The organism is Halomonas sp. RT37, from assembly GCF_040070525.1.
Classification (GTDB): Bacteria; Pseudomonadota; Gammaproteobacteria; order Pseudomonadales; family Halomonadaceae; genus Halomonas; species Halomonas litopenaei.
In genome coordinates this window covers 1,868,079-1,888,735 of record NZ_CP098827.1, presented here as the reverse complement: position 1 = coordinate 1,888,735, position 20,657 = coordinate 1,868,079, and the positions used below count along the sequence as shown (strand labels likewise).

General features: G+C 65.7%; 21 protein-coding genes. 15 read left to right on the top strand and 6 right to left on the bottom strand.

Going from position 1 to position 20,657, the window contains the following annotated elements:
• Positions 1-271: 271 nt before the first annotated feature.
• Complete coding sequence (locus tag NFG58_RS08235; RefSeq protein ID WP_348827933.1) at positions 272-1,567, top strand: ChaN family lipoprotein; 1,296 nt, start codon at positions 272-274, stop codon at positions 1,565-1,567.
• 11 nt (positions 1,568-1,578) lie between these two features.
• Here NFG58_RS08235 and NFG58_RS08230 read toward each other — a convergent pair whose 3' ends face one another.
• Positions 1,579-2,115, bottom strand: a complete 537-nt coding sequence (locus NFG58_RS08230; RefSeq protein WP_348827932.1) for a DUF523 domain-containing protein — start codon at positions 2,113-2,115, stop codon at positions 1,579-1,581.
• 166 nt (positions 2,116-2,281) lie between these two features.
• On the opposite strand from NFG58_RS08230, the gene NFG58_RS08225 reads away from it, so the two are divergent.
• Complete coding sequence (locus NFG58_RS08225) at positions 2,282-2,560, top strand: peptidylprolyl isomerase (RefSeq protein ID WP_045994272.1); 279 nt, start codon at positions 2,282-2,284, stop codon at positions 2,558-2,560.
• Positions 2,561-2,808: 248 nt separating this feature from the next.
• Here the strand turns inward: NFG58_RS08225 and NFG58_RS08220 are convergent, their stop codons facing one another.
• Positions 2,809-3,261 carry a cupin domain-containing protein gene (locus NFG58_RS08220; RefSeq protein ID WP_348827931.1) on the bottom strand — a complete coding sequence of 151 codons (453 nt, stop codon included), beginning with the start codon at positions 3,259-3,261 and terminating at the stop codon, positions 2,809-2,811.
• 370 nt (positions 3,262-3,631) lie between these two features.
• On the opposite strand from NFG58_RS08220, the gene NFG58_RS08215 reads away from it, so the two are divergent.
• The 5 genes from NFG58_RS08215 (at position 3,632) to NFG58_RS08195 (ending at position 8,554) form a co-directional block, all read left to right on the top strand.
• A complete protein-coding gene (locus NFG58_RS08215) occupies positions 3,632-4,177 on the top strand; it encodes a cytochrome b (protein WP_045994270.1) in 546 nt (181 codons plus the stop codon).
• A 166-nt stretch (positions 4,178-4,343) separates the two neighbouring features.
• Positions 4,344-5,276: an ABC transporter ATP-binding protein gene (locus tag NFG58_RS08210; RefSeq protein WP_045994269.1), complete on the top strand. Its 933-nt coding sequence runs from the start codon at positions 4,344-4,346 to the stop codon at positions 5,274-5,276.
• On the top strand, positions 5,273-6,034 hold the full coding sequence (locus NFG58_RS08205) for an ABC transporter permease (RefSeq protein WP_108132729.1): 762 nt from the start codon (positions 5,273-5,275) through the stop codon (positions 6,032-6,034). The genes NFG58_RS08210 and NFG58_RS08205 overlap by 4 nt, the downstream gene beginning before the upstream one ends.
• A 73-nt stretch (positions 6,035-6,107) precedes the next feature.
• Positions 6,108-7,241 (top strand): nucleoid-associated protein, encoded by a 1,134-nt coding sequence (locus tag NFG58_RS08200; protein ID WP_348827930.1) that lies wholly within the window; start codon positions 6,108-6,110, stop codon positions 7,239-7,241.
• 464 nt (positions 7,242-7,705) lie between these two features.
• Positions 7,706-8,554 (top strand): alpha/beta hydrolase, encoded by an 849-nt coding sequence (locus NFG58_RS08195; RefSeq protein WP_348827929.1) that lies wholly within the window; start codon positions 7,706-7,708, stop codon positions 8,552-8,554.
• Here the strand turns inward: NFG58_RS08195 and NFG58_RS08190 are convergent.
• Positions 8,551-9,318 (bottom strand): metallophosphoesterase family protein, encoded by a 768-nt coding sequence (locus NFG58_RS08190; RefSeq protein ID WP_287164935.1) that lies wholly within the window; start codon positions 9,316-9,318, stop codon positions 8,551-8,553. The genes NFG58_RS08195 and NFG58_RS08190 overlap by 4 nt on opposite strands.
• A 22-nt stretch (positions 9,319-9,340) precedes the next feature.
• Positions 9,341-10,051: a LysE family translocator gene (locus tag NFG58_RS08185; RefSeq protein WP_348827928.1), complete on the bottom strand. Its 711-nt coding sequence runs from the start codon at positions 10,049-10,051 to the stop codon at positions 9,341-9,343.
• Between the two features lie 161 nt (positions 10,052-10,212).
• Between NFG58_RS08185 and NFG58_RS08180 the strand changes: the two genes are divergently transcribed.
• The 6 genes from NFG58_RS08180 (at position 10,213) to NFG58_RS08155 (ending at position 15,899) form a co-directional block, all read left to right on the top strand.
• Positions 10,213-11,130: an NAD(P)-dependent oxidoreductase gene (locus NFG58_RS08180; RefSeq protein ID WP_348827927.1), complete on the top strand. Its 918-nt coding sequence runs from the start codon at positions 10,213-10,215 to the stop codon at positions 11,128-11,130.
• 85 nt (positions 11,131-11,215) lie between these two features.
• Positions 11,216-12,061 (top strand): MoxR family ATPase, encoded by an 846-nt coding sequence (locus NFG58_RS08175; protein WP_108132724.1) that lies wholly within the window; start codon positions 11,216-11,218, stop codon positions 12,059-12,061.
• The gene (locus tag NFG58_RS08170; RefSeq protein ID WP_348827926.1) at positions 12,061-13,239 is read left to right on the top strand and encodes a VWA domain-containing protein; all 1,179 of its coding nucleotides are present in this window, start codon (positions 12,061-12,063) and stop codon (positions 13,237-13,239) included. Before NFG58_RS08175 ends, NFG58_RS08170 begins: the two co-directional genes overlap by 1 nt.
• Positions 13,240-13,396: 157 nt before the next feature.
• Complete coding sequence (locus tag NFG58_RS08165) at positions 13,397-14,029, top strand: hypothetical protein (protein ID WP_348827925.1); 633 nt, start codon at positions 13,397-13,399, stop codon at positions 14,027-14,029.
• Positions 14,026-14,832 carry a DUF3307 domain-containing protein gene (locus NFG58_RS08160; protein ID WP_348827924.1) on the top strand — a complete coding sequence of 269 codons (807 nt, stop codon included), beginning with the start codon at positions 14,026-14,028 and terminating at the stop codon, positions 14,830-14,832. Before NFG58_RS08165 ends, NFG58_RS08160 begins: the two co-directional genes overlap by 4 nt.
• 20 nt (positions 14,833-14,852) lie before the next feature.
• The gene (locus tag NFG58_RS08155) at positions 14,853-15,899 is read left to right on the top strand and encodes an N-acetylmuramoyl-L-alanine amidase (protein WP_348827923.1); all 1,047 of its coding nucleotides are present in this window, start codon (positions 14,853-14,855) and stop codon (positions 15,897-15,899) included.
• A 19-nt stretch (positions 15,900-15,918) separates the two neighbouring features.
• Here the strand turns inward: NFG58_RS08155 and NFG58_RS08150 are convergent, their stop codons facing one another.
• Positions 15,919-16,512 (bottom strand): helix-turn-helix domain-containing protein, encoded by a 594-nt coding sequence (locus NFG58_RS08150; protein WP_045994260.1) that lies wholly within the window; start codon positions 16,510-16,512, stop codon positions 15,919-15,921.
• A 258-nt stretch (positions 16,513-16,770) separates the two neighbouring features.
• On the opposite strand from NFG58_RS08150, the gene NFG58_RS08145 reads away from it, so the two are divergent.
• The gene (locus tag NFG58_RS08145; RefSeq protein WP_083970565.1) at positions 16,771-17,982 is read left to right on the top strand and encodes a benzoate/H(+) symporter BenE family transporter; all 1,212 of its coding nucleotides are present in this window, start codon (positions 16,771-16,773) and stop codon (positions 17,980-17,982) included.
• A gap of 134 nt (positions 17,983-18,116) precedes the next feature.
• Here NFG58_RS08145 and NFG58_RS08140 read toward each other — a convergent pair whose 3' ends face one another.
• The gene (locus NFG58_RS08140) at positions 18,117-18,602 is read right to left on the bottom strand and encodes a hypothetical protein (RefSeq protein WP_348815839.1); all 486 of its coding nucleotides are present in this window, start codon (positions 18,600-18,602) and stop codon (positions 18,117-18,119) included.
• Positions 18,603-18,907: 305 nt separating this feature from the next.
• Between NFG58_RS08140 and NFG58_RS08135 the strand changes: the two genes are divergently transcribed.
• On the top strand, positions 18,908-20,629 hold the full coding sequence (locus NFG58_RS08135) for a proline--tRNA ligase (protein WP_348827922.1): 1,722 nt from the start codon (positions 18,908-18,910) through the stop codon (positions 20,627-20,629).
• The last annotated feature ends 28 nt before the right edge of the window (positions 20,630-20,657 follow it).

Here is a 20,657-nt window from a genome sequence, read left to right as displayed (position 1 = left end):
TGCGTCATGGTACCAGCAGGCCGCAGGCGGGACATCGATCAAGCGATGGACAGGCCACACTGGATCGTCGGCGCCGGGGCGGCTAGCCTGAACCTTTTCGACTCTCGCTTCGGTCTGGTTTCGGCTTCGTTCCGGTCCGAAGCTGCGCTGGTTCCGCTCTTGGTTCTCTCTTGGCTCTCTCTTGATTCACGCTGGATTCACGCTGGCCCCGCTCATGCCCCTTCTGCGATTTCGACCGTCACACCACTGCTCTCTCCCGCGCCGATGGGCGATGCCAAGGCTGGCTACTCTGGCGATGCTGTTCGTGCTCGGCCTCGATGCCCAGGCATCCTGCACCAGCACTGCAACAGGCGCTGGCCTGGCGCCCGGCGACTGGATCACGCCCGGTGACGCTCGCGTCCATACGGCACCGGCGATGGGCTGGCCGATGCTCGCACGCCAGCAGGTGGTCCTGCTGGGTGAGCAGCACGATCGTCCCGACCACCATCGTTTCCAGCTGGCGAGCCTGGCCGCCCTGCACGCCCATCAGCCGAATGTGGCCATTGGCCTTGAGATGCTGCCGAGGGAAAGCCAACCGGCACTGGACGCCTGGATCGCCGGTGACATCGATGAGGCCGCCCTGCTCGAGCAGAGCCAGTGGTACCGCTACTGGGGCTTCGACCCCGAGCTGTACCTGCCGGTGCTGCGCTTTGCCCGGGACCAGGCGCTGCCGCTGAAGGCACTGAACGTCACCCCTGAGCTGCGCCAACGGCTGGTCGAGGATGGCGTCTCCACACTGCCGCCGGCACAACGCCACGGCATACCCGAACCCGCACCGGCCATGCCGTCCTACCGTGAACGGCTCGAGGCGAGTCTCGAGGAACACGCTCAGGAACTTGGTGGCGAAGGCTTTGGCGAGGGTTTTGGCGAGGGCTTCGACGACGACATGATCGACGGCTTCGTCTACGCCCAGCAGGTGTGGGACATGGCCATGGCCCAGGGGCTCGCCGCCCTGGTCGAAGATGGCCACCTGGCGGTGGGCCTGGTGGGAATGGGTCACGCCAGCCACGGCGAGGGAATCGAGGCACAGCTTAAGAGCCTGGGTATCGCCGATGTCGCGAGCCTCTTGCCGCTGTCTGCCGACGACGCCTGCGAGGCCGAAGCGGGACTTGCCGACGCCGTCTTTGTGGTACGCGAAGACAAGCAGAGCGAGGGGCCGCGACTCGGGGTAGGTGTCGAATCAAGCGAGGACCGACCGGGCCTGGTGGTGACCGAGGTGGTCCCGAACAGCCCCGCCGAGGCTGCGGGGCTGCGCGTCGGCGACCGCATCCTGAGCTTTGCCGGGCGTGGCATCGCGCATCCCTACCAGCTCAAGGCACTGGTGCCTCGCGTACTGCCAGGCACCCAGGCCAGCATCACGGTGACGCGCGACCACCAGCGCCAGACGCTGACGGTGAGTTTCCCGATCGTGGCACCTGGACCGCACGTCGAGCGAGGTGATGGGACTCGACAGCACCAGCGACCCGCACTGCAACAAGAGCAGCAACAAAAGCAGCAACAAGAGCAGGAGCAGCTGCCTCAAGAATAGCGCTCCGGCGTTCAACGCCGCCGGTCGGTATCCAGCTCGACCAGACGGCGAGCCAATTCCTCCAGCTGATGCGGGGCGAAGACCTCGATGCCGGCGTCGCGCAACAGCGCGGCGGTCACGCCTTCACCGGCGAGCCTGCTGCCACTGAAGCGGCCATCGTACACCTGAGTGCTGCCACAGGACGGACTGGCGTCGGTCAACAGCGCCAACCGGCAGTGGTAGCGCCTGGCGGTGGCGAGCGCTCGCCTGGCGCCCGCCACAAAGGCCTCGGTGGGATCACCGCCGTCGATATCGACGATCCTGAGTTCGCCTGCCAGCACCTGAGCGCCGCTGCCTCCTGCGATCTCCGCCGCGGGGCGCGGTGTGGGCAGGCCTCCCGCCACCTCGGGGCACACCGGCACCAGCCGTCCCTGATCACGCCACAGCGCCAAACGCTCGTCGCCGAGCCACTTGTGCCCGGCGTCATATCGCACCGGATCCCCGAGCAGGCAGGCGCTGACCAGAAGTGGGGTCAGTTCTGCGGCAGCGGATGATGATTTCGGGTCCATCGTATCTACTCGTTCTACACAAGAGAGGGCGCAAGGGCGGCGAAGACAGTCCCATGGTGCACCGGACCTGGACACAAACCAAGCCCGGTGCCGCCTCGGCGGCACCCGTGGTAAGCTCGCGTCTCGCAACCTCAGCCAACCTTCAGTGAAGTTCAGGAGTCATCCCATGGTCCAGGCCACCGCCCGCCACATCCTCGTCGACAGCGAAGAAAAGTGCCAAACCCTCAAGACCGAGATCGAGAACGGTCGTGATTTTGCCGAGGTTGCCCGCGAGCACTCCTCCTGCCCGTCCGGCCGCCAGGGCGGCGACCTGGGCAGCTTCGGCCCCGGCCAGATGGTGCGTGAGTTCGACGAGGTCGTCTTCTCCGCCGACCTCAACAAGGTGCAGGGCCCGGTGAAGACCCAGTTTGGTTATCATCTGCTGGAAGTCACCAGCCGCGGCTAGGCTTGCCAGAAAGGCGCCTACGCTTGGCGACCTTTCGACCGAGCCTCAGACCCGCCTGGGTAGCAACGACAACGCCGCGAGAGATCGCGGCGTTGTCGTGTCGGCGTGTCGAATAATCCGCAGGGCACGATCCGAGCGGGGCTATCAGAGCGGGGCTATCAGAGCGGGGCTATCAGAACGGGGCTATCAGAACGGGGCTGTCAGAGCGATACCGTCAGAGCGGGGCTATCAGAGTGACACTGACAGGGTCATTCCACCCGGGTCAGGGGTTCGCCACGGGTGTGGATCATCACCACGATCAGTTCCGCCGGTGTGTCGTCGCTGGCATTGACCAGCTGTACGTGGCGCACGCCCTCGGGCTCTCGCCATTCGTCTCCGGGGCCAAAGCGTTCTTCTTCCCCGCCTTCAAGCTGCGAGATCACCTCACCGGTGGCCACCTTGACGTAGGCCGGCCCTGCGTGACGGTGAGGCGGCAGGCTGGCCCCCGGGTCCAGGGTGACCAGCACCATGGTCGAGATCAGATTCGAGTCATCGGACACCCACTTCTGCTGCATAATGTTCTGGGACACGCTCGGTGTCACCTGCTCGCCCGCCTGCGCCGACGCCCGGGGCAAGACCGCGACCATCAGCGCCAGGCCGAGCCCCAGCAGCACCAGCGATCGCCAGGGGGACTGCGCCAGCGCCACTGCCCTGCTCGCCATTGGCTGACTTGCCATTGCACTGCTGGCCAATGCACTGCTTGCCATAGCACCGTTTGCGATTGCTCTGCTTGCCATTGCTTCAGCCACATTTTTTTTATACGTCAGGGGGGATACTCGAGCCATGGATCGATCCTCTTGCCGAAGACGCCGTCGAATTGGGAATTCTTAGGTAGCGCGGCTGCGGCCTTCCTTACACCAGTCTGTCCAACGCACATCGTCGAACACCGTGTTCCACGCGTGACTGCCGGTTCTTGCACAGTCTCTTGGGAGAATTCACCCGCCTGGTCCGCTGGGCTGGGTTAGCCTAGGCAAAAAAACAAGAACCCATGGACCGCGACGCTATCTGTTACCCGATGATGAGGACCCCCCTATGCCGATCACCGACACTCCCGACCGTTACGGCAGCATCAGCCGTTTCTTCCATTGGGCCATCGCCGCGCTGGTGGTGTGGCAGCTCGTTACCGCCAGCGCCAGGTTCCTGTTCGAGGACTCCTGGCTGGATGAACTGCTGTGGGGCAGCCACAAGCCCGTGGGATTGACGATTCTGGTACTGATGCTGCTACGCGTGAGCTGGGCGCTGATCAACCAGCGGCGTCGCCCGGCACGGGTCAACCTGGCGTCGCACCTTGGCCATGTCGCGCTCTATGGACTGCTGATTCTCATCCCCTCCATCGCGCTCCTTCGCCAGTACGGCTCCGGCCGCGCCTTCTCGCCTTTCGGCATCGAACTGATGGCCGGCTTCGAAGGAGACGAGATCGCCTGGATGGAGGCCCCCGCCAACCTGCTCCATGGCTGGCTGGGCTGGGCCCTGTTCGCCCTCGCTCTCGGCCATGTGGTAATGGCGGTGCTCCATCGCGTCAGCCGCCACAGTCCCGACGTACTGCCGCGGATGACCAACGTCACCCCACGCGACTGAGACGCGCCGGGACGGCGCCCGACTGTGTGCAGATCAGAGCGGTCGCGCTAGGATGGGCGGGGTCAATCGATAAGGACGTCTCCATGCCTCGCCCGCATCCCTCAGCATCTCTATCCGCCCGGGTCGCACCCGGGCGGCCTGTACCCGCCGCCGAAGGGGCCCAGACATGAGCGCCCCGATCATCGACGTCAAGGGACTGACCAAGGTCTACAGCGGCGGTTTCGAGGCGCTCAAGGGCATCGATCTTGAGATTCGTCGCGGCGAGATCTTCGCCCTGCTCGGACCCAACGGCGCCGGCAAGACCACCCTCATCAGCGTCATCTGCGGCCTGGTCAATCCGTCCTCCGGGCGTGTGCTGGTCGATGGCCATGACATCCTCGACGACTTCCGCGCCGCCCGCTCGCGCATCGGGCTGGTGCCCCAGGAGTTGACCAGCGAGGCTTTCTCCACCGTCTGGGATACCGTCTCCTTCAGCCGCGGCCTGTTCGGCAAGCCGAAGGACCCGGCGCATATCGAGAAGGTACTGCGCCAGCTGAGCCTGTGGGAGAAACGCAAGAATCGCCTGATCACCCTGTCCGGCGGCATGAAACGACGAGTACTGATCGCCAAGGCGCTGGCCCACGAGCCCCAGGTGCTGTTTCTCGACGAACCCACCGCCGGGGTCGACGTCGAACTGAGGCGCGACATGTGGGAGGTGGTACGTGGACTCAGGCAGAGCGGCGTCACCATCATCCTCACCACCCACTACATCGAAGAAGCCGAGGAAATGGCCGAGCGCATCGGCGTGATTCGCGCAGGCGAACTGGTGCTGGTCGAGGACAAGCAGACACTGATGGCGAGCCTGGGGCGCAAGGAGCTGACCCTGCACCTGCGCGAACCGCTCTCCCAGTTGCCCGAGGCGCTCGCCCACCGCAGCCTGACCCTGGCCGATGACGGCCACGCTCTGGTCTATCGCTACGACGGTGCCGACGACGGCGAAGGCGCCATCGCCGACCTGCTGGGCGAGGTCGACGCCGCCGGCATCACCTTCAAGGACCTGCACACCCGTCAGAGCTCGCTGGAAGAGATCTTCGTCAATCTGGTCAAGGAACGGACATGAACCTCACCTCGGTCAAGACGCTGTATCGGGCCGAAATGGCCCGCAGCCTGCGCACCATCCTGCAGAGCGTGGTCTCTCCGGTGCTGTCGACCTCGCTGTACTTCGTGGTGTTCGGCTCGGCCATCGGGTCACGCATCAGTGAGGTCGAGGGCATTCCCTACGGGGCCTTTATCGTGCCTGGGTTGATCATGCTGATGCTGCTGACCCAGAGCGTCTCCAACGCCTCTTTCGGGATCTTCTTTCCACGCTTCTCCGGCTCCGTCTACGAAATCCTGTCGGCGCCGATCTCGCCGCTGGAGATCGTGCTGGGCTTTGTCGGCGCCGCCGCCACCAAGTCGATCGTCCTGGGGCTTATCGTGCTGGGCACCGCCAGCCTGTTTGTGCCCTTTACCATCGAGCATCCACTGATGATGCTGCTGTTTCTGGTGCTCACCGCCCTGACCTTCAGCCTGCTCGGCTTCATCATCGGTATCTGGGCCGACGGCTTCGAGAAGCTCCAGCTGGTGCCACTGCTGGTGATCACCCCGCTGACCTTCCTCGGCGGCACCTTCTACTCCATCGACATGCTGCCACCGCTATGGCAGACGGTGACCCTGTTCAATCCGGTGGTCTATCTGGTGTCGGGCTTTCGCTACAGCTTCTACGGGCTCGGTGACGTCAGCGTGTGGATCAGCCTGGGCATGATCCTGTTGTTCATGGCCGTGGCCCTGGTGGTGATCCACGCCATCTTCAGAAGCGGCTATCGACTCAAGCCCTGAATAAAGGGACCTTTTCGACCCACCCTGTCGCTTGCGTTATCATCTGCCGCCGCCCCCTGCCCACGAGGTCCCCATGCCGATATCCGCCTGTGTCATCCAGCGCCTCGAGAAGAGCGCCAGCGACAGTCCGGCGACCCTTGTGCCCGCAAGCGAACTGCATCCCGACAGTGACGCCCTGGACAGCCTGGTCACCCGCCTGACCGATGCCTACCACGGCAAGGCCAAGCGCTGGGGACGGCTCAATGAGCATACTGTCGCGGTGAGCGACGTAGCGCAGGACGCTGTGGGCGCCAGCTATGCCGCTGTTGACGAGCCCCCGGCTGACGAGCCCCCGGCTGATGATACCCCGCCTTGGGACGACGCCGCGGCTGAACCCACCGGCCCGGTCGCCACGTCCAGCCGCTTCCCGGCCGAGTTCAAGGCCTACCTTCAGGACAAATGCGACCTGCAGACGCTCGCGGCGTCTCTGGGTGAAGCGATCAAGAAACTGGTCGACGACCACCTGCCCACCGGTGGGCACCTGATCCTCGCCGACCAGCGCCAGGGCGAAACCCGTCACCTGTTTCTGGCGCTGGTGCACCATCGTGACGGCTTCGTCATCGGTGAGGATGGCCGCGTCGCCATTACCGGTCAGGTCAACCACAGCCAGATGTCGCTGGCCTTTCGCCTCAACCTGACCCAATGGCAGGAAGGCGGCCCGTCGAGCCAGTACCTGTCACTGCTGGCCGACCGTGGTGCGCGCAAGCTGGCGGACGACCTGCAGGCGCTGCTCGGCGCCAGCGAAGGGGTCGACCCGAAGAGCGAGACCCGCACCCTGCTCAAGGCGTTCAGCGACTACGTGGAGCGCGAGGACATGGCCGAGGAGACCTCCCGCGAGAAGACCGACGCGCTGATCGACTACGCCCAGGATCAGGCCAGCCGTGGTGAGGCCATGACCCTGGACGAGCTGTCCGCGCTGGTGGACGACGACAAGCCGCGGGCTTTCTACGAGCACATCCGCAACGCCGACTACGGGCTGTCGCCGGAGATTCCGCCGGACAAGCGCACCCTGAACCAGTTCCGCCGCTTCACCGGCCGCGCCGAGGGCGTCTCGATCAGCTTCGACTCCCATCTGCTCGGCAACAGCATCGAGTACGACGAAGAGCGCGACCGGCTGATCATCAAGAAGCTGCCCAACAAGCTCAAGGAACAGCTCCAGGGCGGCTAAAGGTCCTCTATCAGGGCCAAGAAGGCTCGCCAGAAGAGCCTTCTTGGCTCTGCTTCAGCCTCAGTGCATGACGATCCCTGGCCAACGACGGGAGCGGCGCCCATCGGGTCCTCCTGTCGTCGCTCTTCTCGCTGCATCCAGTCCCTTCCCGCAACTCACCTCTCTTGTCGCAACGCCCCTTTCTGCAGCTCCTCTTGCTGCAACGTCCCTTGCCGCAACACCTCTTCCCACAACGCCCCTTTCTGCAACGTCCCTTGCCACAACACCTCTTCCCACAACGCTTCATGCCGCAACGCCATGGGCCCTGCATTGCGGGCATGCGCATCTCTTGAATCATTTTAGAGCGATCACTCAAAAATAGTTTGAGTGATCGCTCAATGACCGTTAGGGTGACGACGCGACATCGCAAAGGTCAGTCCGTGACCTCAGGTACATCGACGCACCGCCACCAAGGTGCAAGGGAGATGAGCAACGTGAGCGACGTAATGGAACATGTCGAAACGCGCCATACTTGGATCGAAGGCCATCGCCTCGCCTACAAGGAGATGGGACAAGGCCAACCGCTGCTGCTGATCCACGGCATTCCGACCAACAAGTTGATGTGGCGGCATGTGATGCCGGAACTAGCCCGGCAGTATCGCGTGATCGCACCGGATATGCTCAATTACGGCGAGTCGGACATGCCCACGGATGCCGACGTCTCCATTAGTGCCCAGGCCCGCCTCCTCGTGAAGCTGATGGATGCCCTGGGAGTGCCCAGCGCCGACATCGTCTCCCACGACATCGGTGGTGGCGTCAGCCAGCTGATCGCGGTCAACCATCCAGAGCGGATACGCCGCCAGGTACTCATCGACAGCGTGTGCTTCGATTCCTGGCCGATACCAGAGTTCAAGCAGATGCTGGAGCCGGGGGTCGAGGCGTCCACCAGCGTCGAGGAGTTCATCGCGACCATGCGCGACTTCATGCCCAAGGGTGTCCACGATCCCGAGGCGGCGACCGAGCGACTGAAGGAAATCTACGTCGAGCCGTGGAACAGCGCCGAGGGCAAGGCGGCCTTCTTCCGCAACATACGCCGCCTCAACAAGGAATACACCCAGGCCATCGCCGGTGAGCTGAAGAACCTCGAGATCGCTACCCTGGTGCTATGGGGCGACAAGGACAACTTCCAGAAGCCGGACTACGCACCGATGCTGGCGGATGCCATACCCGGCGCCAGACTTGAGTGGATCAAGGACGCCGGCCACTGGGTGACCGACGAGCAGCCGGAGGCGACCAGCCGTCATATCCTCGAATTTCTCGACAGGTCTGCCTAGACCTCGACCACACGATCCAGGCGCAGGTCATCCTCCGGGCGCTCGCCGGGATAGCCGCCGGGCACGGCCACCACCCGGGTGCCCCCCACCGTCAGCATCACCGGGTCGTGGACATGGCCGTGGACCCACAGCGCCACGCCCTCCATCAACGCCTCGAGACGCGAGGCGAAGGCCGGCGACAGCGGGTCGCCCTGATAGTGGGCGGGAATACTCTCGGCCAGGGGGGCGTGGTGGCTGACCACCACCGTGGCACCGTCAAACGGCCTGGCGAGCTCGGCCTCCAGCCAGGCCCGGTTCTCGCGGTGCAGCTCGACGCTGCGTTCCGGCGAGAAGACCTCACCTTCGGGTTCTTCGATGACCGCGAAGTCGGGCATCTGTCGCAGTGCCGCGGACAGCGTCTCGGTGGGAATGTCCTGCGGGTCGGGACGCTCATCGTAGAGCGCGAAGTCGGTCCACAGTGTCGTACCCAGAAAGCGCACGCCGCCGAGTTCCAGCCGTGCATTGTCGAGCAGGTGAATGCCAAGCTCCCCGGCCCGCGTGGCCATCTCCCGGCGCAGGGCGCCCATGCGGTGCTTGTAGAATTCGTGATTGCCCGGCACATAGATCACCGGCTGATCCGCAAAGCGCCTGGCCGCCCACTCGAGCCCCTTGAGCCCGAGGTGGATATCCCCGGCCAGGATGACCGCGTCGGCCTCGACTTCCGGCAACTCACGATCTCCGTCGAAGTGTTCCAGGTGCAGGTCGGACAGTATTCTCAGGCGCATGGTGTCGCCTCCCGGTTCCCGGCTAGAGGTTACGCTCGGTCAGGGCAAGCCTCGCGCCCAATCCCACGAACAAGGCACCCAGCCCTCGTTCACACCATAGCCCAAGCCTGCGACTGCCGCGCAGGGCCTTGGCCAGCCTGGCCCCGGCGATCACCAGCGGAGGCTCGACCACGGCCGCCACCAGGATGATGGCCAGCCCGTGCAGCGCCAGCTGCAGGCTGACCGGCCCTGCCCCATCCACCACGAACTGGGGCAGGAAGGCCAGAAAGAAGATCGCGACCTTGGGGTTGAGCAGCGAGATCATGATTCCCTGGCGGTAGATGCGGGCGCCGCTGGCAGGAACCACAGGCGCCGCGCCGTCGTCCTCTGTCCCCCGCGCCAGCAGCGACTTGAGCCCCAGCCACACCAGATAGGCGGCGCCCACCCACTTCACCAGACTGAAGGCCAGCGCCGAGGTGGCGAGGATCGCCGACAGACCCAGCGCGGCCATGATGACGTGCAGCCCCGCCCCGCTCCATACCCCGAACATGGCGGCAAAGCCGCCACGGCGGCCATGGCGTGCGGTCTGGCCCAGCACGTAGGCCATGTCCGGCCCCGGGGAAAGGTTGAGCAGCAGCGCCGCCGACAGAAACGTGACCCAGTGGGCCAGGGAGTACTCGAGCATCGCGGTCTTGGCCTGGATAAAGATGGAGTGTCGAATAAAGGAACACGCCAGACGCCCCGATGGGGGCATGGGGTGAATCCCCAGACTAGGTCGCGCGTCCGGGCGCGTCCACACTATCAGTTGAGGGAGCACGACCGACTGACGCATGCTAGACGCTTCCCCCCACTCACGCCCCCTGGCACTGGCCAACCGGGGTGTCACGACCACCCGCCCCTGCACAGGAGTTCGTCATGCCGCTTCCCCGCTCGACCACATCATCTACGCTGCCTCACCTCGGCTTTATCGGTATCGGCCTGATGGGCGATCCACTCAGCCGCCGGCTGGCCGAGGCCGGGCATCCGTTGACGCTGTATAACCGCACCCGGGCCAAGGCCGAGGCGGTGGCCGCCGACACCGGTGCCCGGGTAGCCGACAGCGTCGCCGAGCTGACCGCGGAGGTGGACGTGATCCTGAGCTGCGTGGCCAATACCGAGGTGCTGCGCGAAGTGATGCTCGGCAGCGATGGCGTCATCGCCCGGGCGCGACCAGGACAGCGCATCATCGACATGACCAGTGCCGACCCCGCCGCCACTCGGGAGCTGGCCCAGGCCGCCAGCGAGGCGGGCGTGAGCTGGGTGGATGCGCCGGTCTCCGGCGGCGTGGCCGGCGCCGAGGCGGGCAGCCTGGCGATCATGTGTGGCGGCGACGGGGCGGACGTGGAGGCGGCCCGAGAGGTCCTCGCCCCGCTGGCCTCACGCATCACCCACATGGGCCCGGTGGGCTCGGGCCAGGTCACAAAACTGTGCAATCAGCTACTGGTCGGCTGCACCACCGCGGCCATCGCCGAGATGGTGGCGCTGGCCGAGGCCAGCGGGGTCGACGCCAGTCGCTTGGCCGACGCCCTGGCCGGTGGCTTCGCCGACTCGACGCCCTTTCGCATGCTGACCCCGCGCATGGCCAGTCGCGACTTCGAGGCGCCGAGCTGGCACCTGCGTACCCTGCTCAAGGACGTCGACATGGCCACCGCCCAGGGGCATCGCCAGTGCAGCGCCACGCCCATGGCGGCCCTGGCTGCCCAGCTGATGCGCAGCCGGCTCGCCCGCGGCGAGGGTGAAAAGGATCCGGCGACGCTGATTCGCCTGTATCGAGACGACGAGGCCCAAGGCTGACGCCGAGGATTGTTCCGCCCACGGGGCTACCGTACACTCGTTTGAAATCACTTCGTTGCCACTTCGTTATTCAGGATCCTCGCCCATGGCGTTTGACTCGACTTCCACCTACGTCGCCACGGATGCCCTCAAGCAGGCCGTCAATGCCGCGGTAACGCTGAAGCGCCCGCTGTTGATCAAGGGTGAGCCGGGCACCGGCAAGACCTTGCTGGCCGAGGAGCTCGCCGCCTCGCTCGGCACCCGGCTGGTCACCTGGCACATCAAGTCCACCACCAAGGCCGCCCAGGGGCTCTACGAGTACGACGCGGTCAGTCGCCTGCGCGACTCCCAGCTTGGCGTGGAAGGCGTCGACAACGTCGCCAACTACCTGCGTCCGGGCAAGCTGTGGGAAGCCTTCACCGCCGACGAACGGGTGGTGCTGTTGATCGACGAGATCGACAAGGCCGACATCGAGTTCCCCAACGACCTGCTGCAGGAACTCGATCGCATGGAGTTCTTCGTCTACGAGACCGGAGAGACCATTCGCGCCCGTCACCGGCCCATCGTGGTGATCACCTCCAACAACGAGAAGGAGCTGCCCGACGCCTTCCTGCGCCGCTGCTTCTTCCACTACATCGAGTTTCCCGACCGCGCCACCATGGAGCGCATCGTCGCTGTGCACTTCCCGGATATCGCGCCGCGACTGGTCAGCCAGGCGCTGGAGGTGTTCTTCGAGCTGCGCGAGGCGCCGGGGCTCAAGAAGCGCCCGTCGACCTCGGAACTGGTCGACTGGCTGAAGCTTTTGATGGCCGACGAGGTCGCCCGCGAGGCCCTGAGCCAGCGTGATCCGGCCAAGAGCCTGCCGCCGCTGGCCGGCGCCCTGGTCAAGAACGAGCAGGACACCGCTCTGCTGGAGCGCCTCGCCTTCATGGTGCGGCGTCAGGGTCGCTGATGTTTCTCGATCTGTTCGACACCCTGCGCCGCCACCAGGTGCCCGTCTCGTTGCGCGAGCTGCTGGATCTGCACGCCGCCGTCGAAGCCGGCGTAGTATTCGCCGATATCGACGACTTCTACCAGCTGGCGCGTACCGTGATGGTCAAGGACGAGCGCCACTTCGACCGTTTCGATCGCGCCTTTGCCACCTGGATGGGGTCGGTGGAAGGCCTCGATGCGGCCATCGATGCGTTGATCCCGGACGAATGGCTACGCCGTGAATTCGAGCGTCAGCTCAGCGACGAGGAGAAAGCTCAGATCCAGTCGCTGGGTGGGCTTGAAAAGCTGATCGAGACCTTCAAGCAACGCCTGGCCGAGCAGAAGGAGCGCCACGCCGGCGGCAACAAGTGGATCGGCACCGGCGGCACCAGCCCCTTCGGCGCCTACGGCTACAATCCCGAGGGCGTACGCATCGGCCAGGATGGCTCGCGCCATCGGCGTGCGGTCAAGGTCTGGGACGAGCGGCGCTTTCGCGACTACGACGACGACCAGGCGCTGGGGCCGCGCAACATCAAGATGGCGCTGCGTCGCCTGCGTCGCTTCGCCCGCCAGGGGGCGCTCGAGGAATTCGACATCGACGCCACCATCCGCGATACCGCACGGGACGCCGGTCTGCTCAACCTGCGCATGCGCCCGCCGCGTCACAACGCGGTCAAGGTGCTGCTGTTTCTCGACGTGGGCGGGTCCATGGACGACCACATCCGCGTCTGCGAGGAGCTGTTCTCGGCGGCGCGCTCCGAGTTCAAGCACCTGGAGCACTTCTACTTCCACAACTGCCTCTACGAGGGCGTCTGGCGCAACAACGCCCGACGCCACAAGGAGCGTTTCTCGACCTGGGAGTTGATGCGCACCTACGGTGCCGACTATCAGGTGGTGGTGGTCGGCGATGCGTCGATGTCGCCCTACGAGATCACCCATCCCGGCGGCAGCGTGGAGCACTTCAACGAGGAACCGGGCGGGGTCTGGCTCAGGCGCCTGGCCGAGCGCTACCCGCGACTGGTCTGGCTCAACCCCAACCCACCACGCTATTGGGAGTACACTCCTTCGACCCGGCTGATTCGCGAGCTGATCCACGAGCGCATGTATCCCATGACGCTGGAGGGACTGGATGAAGCGATGCGCGAACTGGCGCGCTGACCATGGTGTTGCTGGGGGACCGGACAGTTGGCACCACCTAGCCGTCGCCCGCAATAACCACATCAGGCAATTTCGTGAGAAAATAGCCGAAAAGAGCTATAAATAGGCGTAATAGGTCTCTAGCGCTATCCGCGCTCACCACGGAGCCATCCGCGTCATGTCCGATCCCATCATCGCTGTACTCACCGGCGACCTGATTGCCTCTCGTCAACGTGATCGCGAGGCCCTCTACCGCTGCCTCGATGACACCCTCGGGGCCCTGGCCAGACGCCACGACGGCGACTTCCACCGCTTTCGTGGCGATGGCTTCCAACTGGCCATCCGCCAGGGCGACCGGGGCCTTGAGGCGGCGGTGGCATTGCGCGCCAGCCTGATCGGCCAGAGTCCAGCCCACGAACGCTGGGACACTCGTGTCGCCGTCGCCCGGGGCCCGGCGGACTGGGCCCCTGGCGCCCCCCTGGCCGACGCCGATGATCCCCCCTTCATGGCCTCAGGGCAGGCCCTGGACGGTCTGTCCGCCAATGGCGCTCACCTTGGCTTCGCCCCGTCCGGGACCACCGCCGAGTCGCTGCTGATACGCTATCTCGACGAGATGATCGACGCCTGGTCCAGCCCCTCCGCTCAGGTGGTGGCCCTCAGCCTGGCCGAGCCCGAGCTGACCCAGGCCGAGATGGCCGGCCGACTGGGCATCCGCCAGCCCAGTGTCCACAAGCGCCTGAAAACCGCCCGTTGGGCACTGCTGAGCGATACTCTGGCCTGTCTGGCGTCGGCGGCGCAGGAGCGCACATGAACACTCTGGTCCTGGATCTCGCACCAGCGTCATCGTCGTCGCTGTCGCTTCTACTGGCCCTGCTGCTGGCGCACCTGCTTGGCGACTTCGTGCTGCAACCGGACCGCTGGGTAGCGGATAGACAGGCCCGCGGCATACGCAGTCCCAGTCTGGCACTGCATGCTCTGGTGCATGCTGCCCTTGCCTGGCTTGTGCTGTGCGCCTTGCGGTCTGTCGCCGGTATCGACGACGGCATCAACGCCACCTTGGCGGCCATGATGCTGGGGCTCGCCCACTGGACGATCGATGCCGCCAAGGCCGAGGCAACGCGACGCTGGCCCACCCGGCAACTTGGCCTGTTCATGCTCGACCAGGGCCTGCACGGCGCGACCATCGTGGTGGTGTGGCTGTGGCTCGTCGGTAGCCTGTCGCCACTGACAGCGATGCTTGCACACCTGAGTACACCGTCCTCGCTGCTCCTGCTGCTCGCCTATCTGCTGGTCACCCGGCCCATGGCGGTCGCCATCGCCCTGGCCATGGCCCCCCTGGCTCGACAACTCAAGGCACCCGGTACGCTGGATCGGGCCGGCGCCCGCATCGGCATCCTCGAGCGCCTGCTGGTACTGACCCTGACCCTGCTCGACCAACTCACCGCCGTCGGCTTTCTGCTGGCGGCCAAGTCCGTGCTGCGTTTTGGTGACCTGAAGGAGAGCCGAGACCGCAAGTTGACCGAGTATGTGCTGCTGGGAACCCTGGCCAGCGTCACTAGCACCCTGGTGCTTGGCCTGCTGGTGCGACTGTGGCTCGGAGGCCAAGGCGGATGACAGAACGGATGCCAAAGTGCATGACCAGGTGGCTGACCGGGTGGCTGACCAGGAGGACAACGAAGTGGACAGGGAAAGACGCCACGGCCTTCGTGACTCCGCCGGGTCATCTCCGCGATCGACGCAGGCCAGCGCTGCTTGTAGGCACCCTGCTTGTTTCACTGATCGGGCTTGCCGGCTGCGACCTTGCCGGCGGCCTGGCCACCGAGGCGCTGATCCAGCGGGGCCCCGCCCTGGAGCCGCGCGACGGCTATGTGGTGGACCACCGCCACCCGGCTCGGGGCCACAATAGTCGCGTGCACTTCCTGATCCTGCACTACACCGACGAGAACCAGGCCGACTCACTGCGCGCCCTGACCGGACCCCGGGTATCGAGCCACTACCTGGTGCCGCTGCCCACACGACGCCTGCAGAATACCCCGGTGGTGTTCCAGCTCGTGCCCGAGAGCCGCCGTGCCTGGCACGCCGGCGCCAGCCGCTGGGGCAATCGCGTGGGGCTCAACGACACCTCCATCGGCATCGAGATCGTCAACCAGGGGCCCGATCGCCCCTGGGTCGGCAGCGAGCTAGACGCCCCCGAGGGTCCGGTGCGCTGGGCAAGCTACCCCGATGACCAGCTCAACGCCTTGATTCCGCTGGCCCGGGATATCATCGAGCGTCACCGGATCGCCCCGGAGCACGTGCTGGCGCACTCCGACGTGGCACCGCTGCGCAAGCTCGACCCGGGGCCGGCCTTTCCCTGGCGCAAGCTTCACGAGGCCGGCATCGGCGCCTGGCCCGAGGCCCCGCGCGTCGCCCACTACCGCAGCCGCTTCGAGCGTGAACCACCGGCGCTGATCGAATGGCAGCGGGCGCTGGCCGCCTGGGGCTACGGGATCGAAGCCAGTGGCGTGTGGGATGACGCCAGTCGCGCCACCCTGCGGGCCTTCCAACTGCACTTTCGACCGGCGAACTTCGATGGCCAGCCAGACGCCGACAGCGCGGCAAGGCTATGGGCCCTGCTCGAGCGCTATCGACCCGAGGCGCTGGAGCAATTGGAACAAGGAGCGCAACGGAAAGCACTCTGACGACGTGACGGGACGAGCTTCAACCGGAACCGTCGCTGGCCGCGCCGGGTAGATAGTGGATCACATCGTGAAAGCGCAGCGTCCCCGGCCCCTCATTGCGCATCAGGTGGGGACGATCGGCGAAGAAGCGCAGCCCCTCCCCCGCCTTCAACAGATGCCAGTCGTCGTCGATGGCCAGCACCAGCTCGCCCTCCACCACCACCAGATGCTCCACCACCCCCGGCGCATGGGGACTCGAAGCGCTCTCGGCACCTTCAGCCAGCTCGATCTCGAACATCTCGAAACCCAGCATGGGATCGTAGGGAAACAGCAGCTTGGCGCGCATGCCGGCGCTGTCCCTGCCCCATACCGAATCGTCGATGCTCACGCGCCGTTCTTCCAGAGGGCCGTCCATGGCCCGTGTCGGGCTCCCGAACAGCGACGAGAAGCTGACCCGAAAGCCGCTGGCGATGCGCCATAGCGTGGCGACGGTGGGACTCGACTCGCCACGCTCGATCTGGCCGAGCATGGCCTTGCTGACGCCGGTTTCGCGAGCGGCACGCTCGAGACTCCAGCCCTGAGCCTGGCGCAGTCCCTTCAGGGTGGTGGCGATATGGTCGGCAATATCCTGCATGGCGGCCTCCAGAAAGGTCGGCCCAGTATACGCAAGGTTTACGCCCCTGGCCCGCCGTCGCTTGCGGTCTGCACACCACACCTCACGCGCCACGACTCCTGCCTCTTGTTCCTCTTCTCTTGTTCCTCGTCTCTTCTCTCTTCTCTCACTTCAGCATGCTTGTGCGTTATAACGTCCACTACTAGCCTTGGACGTTATAACGCACAAACACCAATGTACCCGCTCCGCGGTTTCCCCTGGCTTTTTCTGGACCGTCTCATGAAAGCTTCGCCAAGTTCACTGGCCGCCAAGGCTGGCCAGACGCATCGCCCGAAGATGCTCGACGACCTTCATCCCTCCACGCTGGCCGCCGGGTTCGCCGCGGTCTTGATCGGCTACGCCAGTTCCGCCGCGATCATCTTCCAGGCGGCCCAGGCCGCCGCTATCGATCAGGCCCAGATCGGCTCCTGGATGTGGGCCCTGGGCATCGGCATGGGTGTGACATCGCTGGGGCTGTCCTGGCGCTATCGCATGCCGCTGCTGACCGCCTGGTCGACGCCCGGGGCGGCGTTGCTGGTGACCCAGTTGCCCGGCGTGCCCTTCGACCAGGCCGTCGGTGCCTTCCTGCTGTCATCGCTGCTGATGCTCGCCGTCGCCGCCAGCGGCCTGGTCGAGCGCATCATGGCGGTGGTGCCGGCGTCGATCGCCTCGGCCATGCTGGCCGGCATCCTGTTGCCCTTCGTGCTGGAAGTCTTCACCACCGTGCAGACGGACCCCTGGCTGCCGCTGGCTCTGCTGGGTGTATGGATGCTGTGCCGCCGCCTGGCGCCACGCCTGGCCATCGTCACGGTCCTGGCCGCGGGGGTGGCGCTGTGCCTGGGCCGCGGCGACTTGAGTCTGGCGGGTGTTGCCGTGAGTCTGACCCGTCCCGCCTGGGTGACCCCGGCCTTCGATCCTGTGGTGTGCCTGGGTATCGGCATACCGCTGTTCGCGGTCACCCTGACCACCCAGAACCTGCCGGGGTTCGCCATGGTCAGAAGCGCGGGCTTTACGCCGCCGGTGGCGGCAAGCCTGGGGGCCACCGGCCTGGCGTCGCTGCTGATGGCACCCTTCGGTGGCCACGGCGTCAACATGGCGGCGATCAGCGCGGCCCCCTGCCTTGGCGAAGAGGCCCACCGCGAGCCTGGGCGACGCTACACCGCCGGCATTGCGGCGGGAATGGGCTATCTGCTGCTGGGCGCCCTGGGGGCGACGGTGGCGTCGTTGTTCGACGCCCTGCCCAGCGCCATGATCGCGGTGGTGGCGGGACTTGCGCTGATGGCCACCCTGGGCGGTGCGCTACGTACCGCCTTCAGCGACGGCGACAACCTGGACGCGGTGCTGGTCACCTTCGCCATCACCGCATCGCCATTGACCCTGGCGGGCATCGGCTCGGCCTTCTGGGGCCTGGTGGCGGGGCTGATCGTGCTGAGACTGCAGCGCAGGCGCTGAGTCGGGGGCGGTAGAGATTGCGGGAAGGATGCTGCGGGGGCGGCCGCTCAGGCGGCGATGGAAGAATCACAAGACAAGGGAAGAACCACAGGAGCAGCCGCCGGGTGCTGCGCGCGCACCCGGCGTGATCGATCTCAGCCGTCCAGCGACACGCTGTCGGGCGAGGTACTGGCTGGCGAGGCATTGGCTGGCAAACCACGGCCAGCGTGGGTCGCCTCGTCACTGGCCATGCGCACCATGGCCAGGGCCTCATCCAGGCTCTCGACCTGCTCGACACGCACCAGCTCGTCGCTCAGCTTGACCTCGGTACCGACACGTTCGCTGACCAGCCGCTCGAGGCTCGCCAGATCGCGTCCCTCGCCCATGGGCAGAGAATCGACGCTGGCGGAGCCCGTACCCGGCAGGTAGATGGTGCCGTTGGAGAAGTCCACCGCGTAGGCGATCACCCCGGGCACGATAAAGAACAGCAGGCCGACGCCGTTGGCCACCGCCACCACCGGGTCGATGCGACCACTGATCTGCCCCTTGCGTTCAGGGTGAAAGACGGTGCCGCAGCCGACGAGCGAGGTCAGGGTGGTGGCAAGCACCAGGCCGGTAAGCAGACGGGGCGGACGCAGCATGAACAACTTCCTCTTGCAGTAATCTGGCATAAATGACGGAAAGCGGTGCCGACAACGACTCGACCGCTGCCCAGCATGATAAAACTCATGCGCATCCTACCACGTTCGCCACCCGTCGCTCCTTGTCGCCACCAACGGTGGCGGTTGCTTTTGCCGGCATGACACCTTCCCCGTACAATGCACGTCACTTTCATGGCCGGATGCGAGTCGCCGAGGATGCCCCTCGACGGCCATCGACGGGACAGCCTGCTGTCCTGCTCGCCTCCAGCGCTTACCAGACTCGATGTGAAGGAACCTGCGGACCCATGCGCGCCACCGAACTTCTGATCAGTACCCTGAAGGAAACTCCTGCCGACGCCGAGGTCATCAGCCACCAGCTGATGCTGCGCGCGGGCATGATTCGCCGCCTCACCTCCGGCCTGTACACCTGGCTGCCGCTGGGCCTTCGCACCCTGCGCAAGGTGGAGCGTATCGTGCGCGAGGAGATGGACCGTGCCGGCGCCCAGGAGCTGCTGATGCCGGCGGTGCAGCCAGCCGAGCTGTGGCAGGAGTCCGGCCGCTGGGAGCAGTACGGTCCGGAACTGCTGCGCCTGAAGGATCGACACCAGCGTGACTACTGCGTCGGCCCGACCCATGAAGAGGTGATCACCGACCTGGTACGCAAGGAGATCGCCAGCTACAAGCAGCTGCCGGCCAACTTCTACCAGATCCAGACCAAGTTCCGTGACGAGATCCGTCCGCGCTTCGGGGTCATGCGCTCGCGTGAGTTCATCATGAAGGACGCCTACTCCTTCCACCTGGACGAGGCCTCGCTCAAGGACACCTACCAGAAGATGTACGACGCCTACGTGCGCATCTTCACTCGCCTGGGTCTCGACTTCCGTCCGGTGATCGCCGACAACGGCTCCATCGGTGGTACCGGCTCCCACGAATTCCACGTACTGGCCGACTCCGGCGAGGACGATATCGTCTTCTCCACCGAGTCCGACTACGCCGCCAACATGGAAAAGGCCGAGGCCCTGCCTGCGCCCCTGGACAGCGATGCCCGCCGCGCCGAGCCCGCCGAGGAGCTGAGGCTGGTCGACACCCCCGATGCCAAGACCATCGCCACCCTGGTCGAGCAGCACGGTCTGCCCATCGAGAAGACCATCAAGACCCTGATGGTGCACGGCCACGAGGGCGGCCTGGTGGCGCTGCTGGTGCGCGGTGATCATGAACTCAACGAGGTCAAGGCCGAGCACCTCGAGGAGGTGGCAACGCCGCTGACCATGGCCAGCGAAGAAGAGATCCGCGCCGCCGTGGGCGCCGGCCCCGGCTCGCTGGGCCCGGTGGGGCTCGAGATGCCGATCGTCATCGATCGCAGCGTGGCGCTGATGAGCGACTTCGGCGCCGGTGCCAACGTCGACGGCAAGCACTACTTCGGCATCAACTGGGAGCGCGACGTGGCCCTGCCCAAGGTCGCCGACCTGCGTAACGTGGTCGAGGGTGACCCGTCACCCGACGGCAAGGGCGTGCTGTCGATCAAGCGCGGCATCGAGGTAGGCCACGTGTTCCAGCTCGGTCGCAAGTACAGCGAGGCGATGAACGCCACCGTACTGGGCGACGAAGGCAAGGCGGTTCACCCCTGGATGGGCTGCTACGGCATCGGCATCACCCGCGTGGTGGCCTCTGCCATCGAGCAGAACCACGACCAGGGCGGGATCATCTGGCCCGACGCCATCGCCCCCTTCCAGATCGCCATCGTGCCGATGAACGCCCACAAGTCCCAGCGCGTGCGCGAGACCAGCGAGCGCCTGCACGACGAACTCAGCGCCGCCGGCTTCGACGTGCTGCTGGATGATCGTGATCTGCGTCCCGGCGTGCGCTTCGCCGATCAGGAACTGATGGGCCTGCCCCATCGGCTGGTGGTGGGCGATCGCAGCCTCGACAAGGGTGAGCTCGAGTACAAGGGTCGCCGTGACAGCGAGGCCACCATGGTGCCCGCCGACGATATCGTCGAGTTCCTCAAGCAGCGCATCGCCCTTTAAGGCCCCGCCTGGCGCGCCGCGGCTTGTC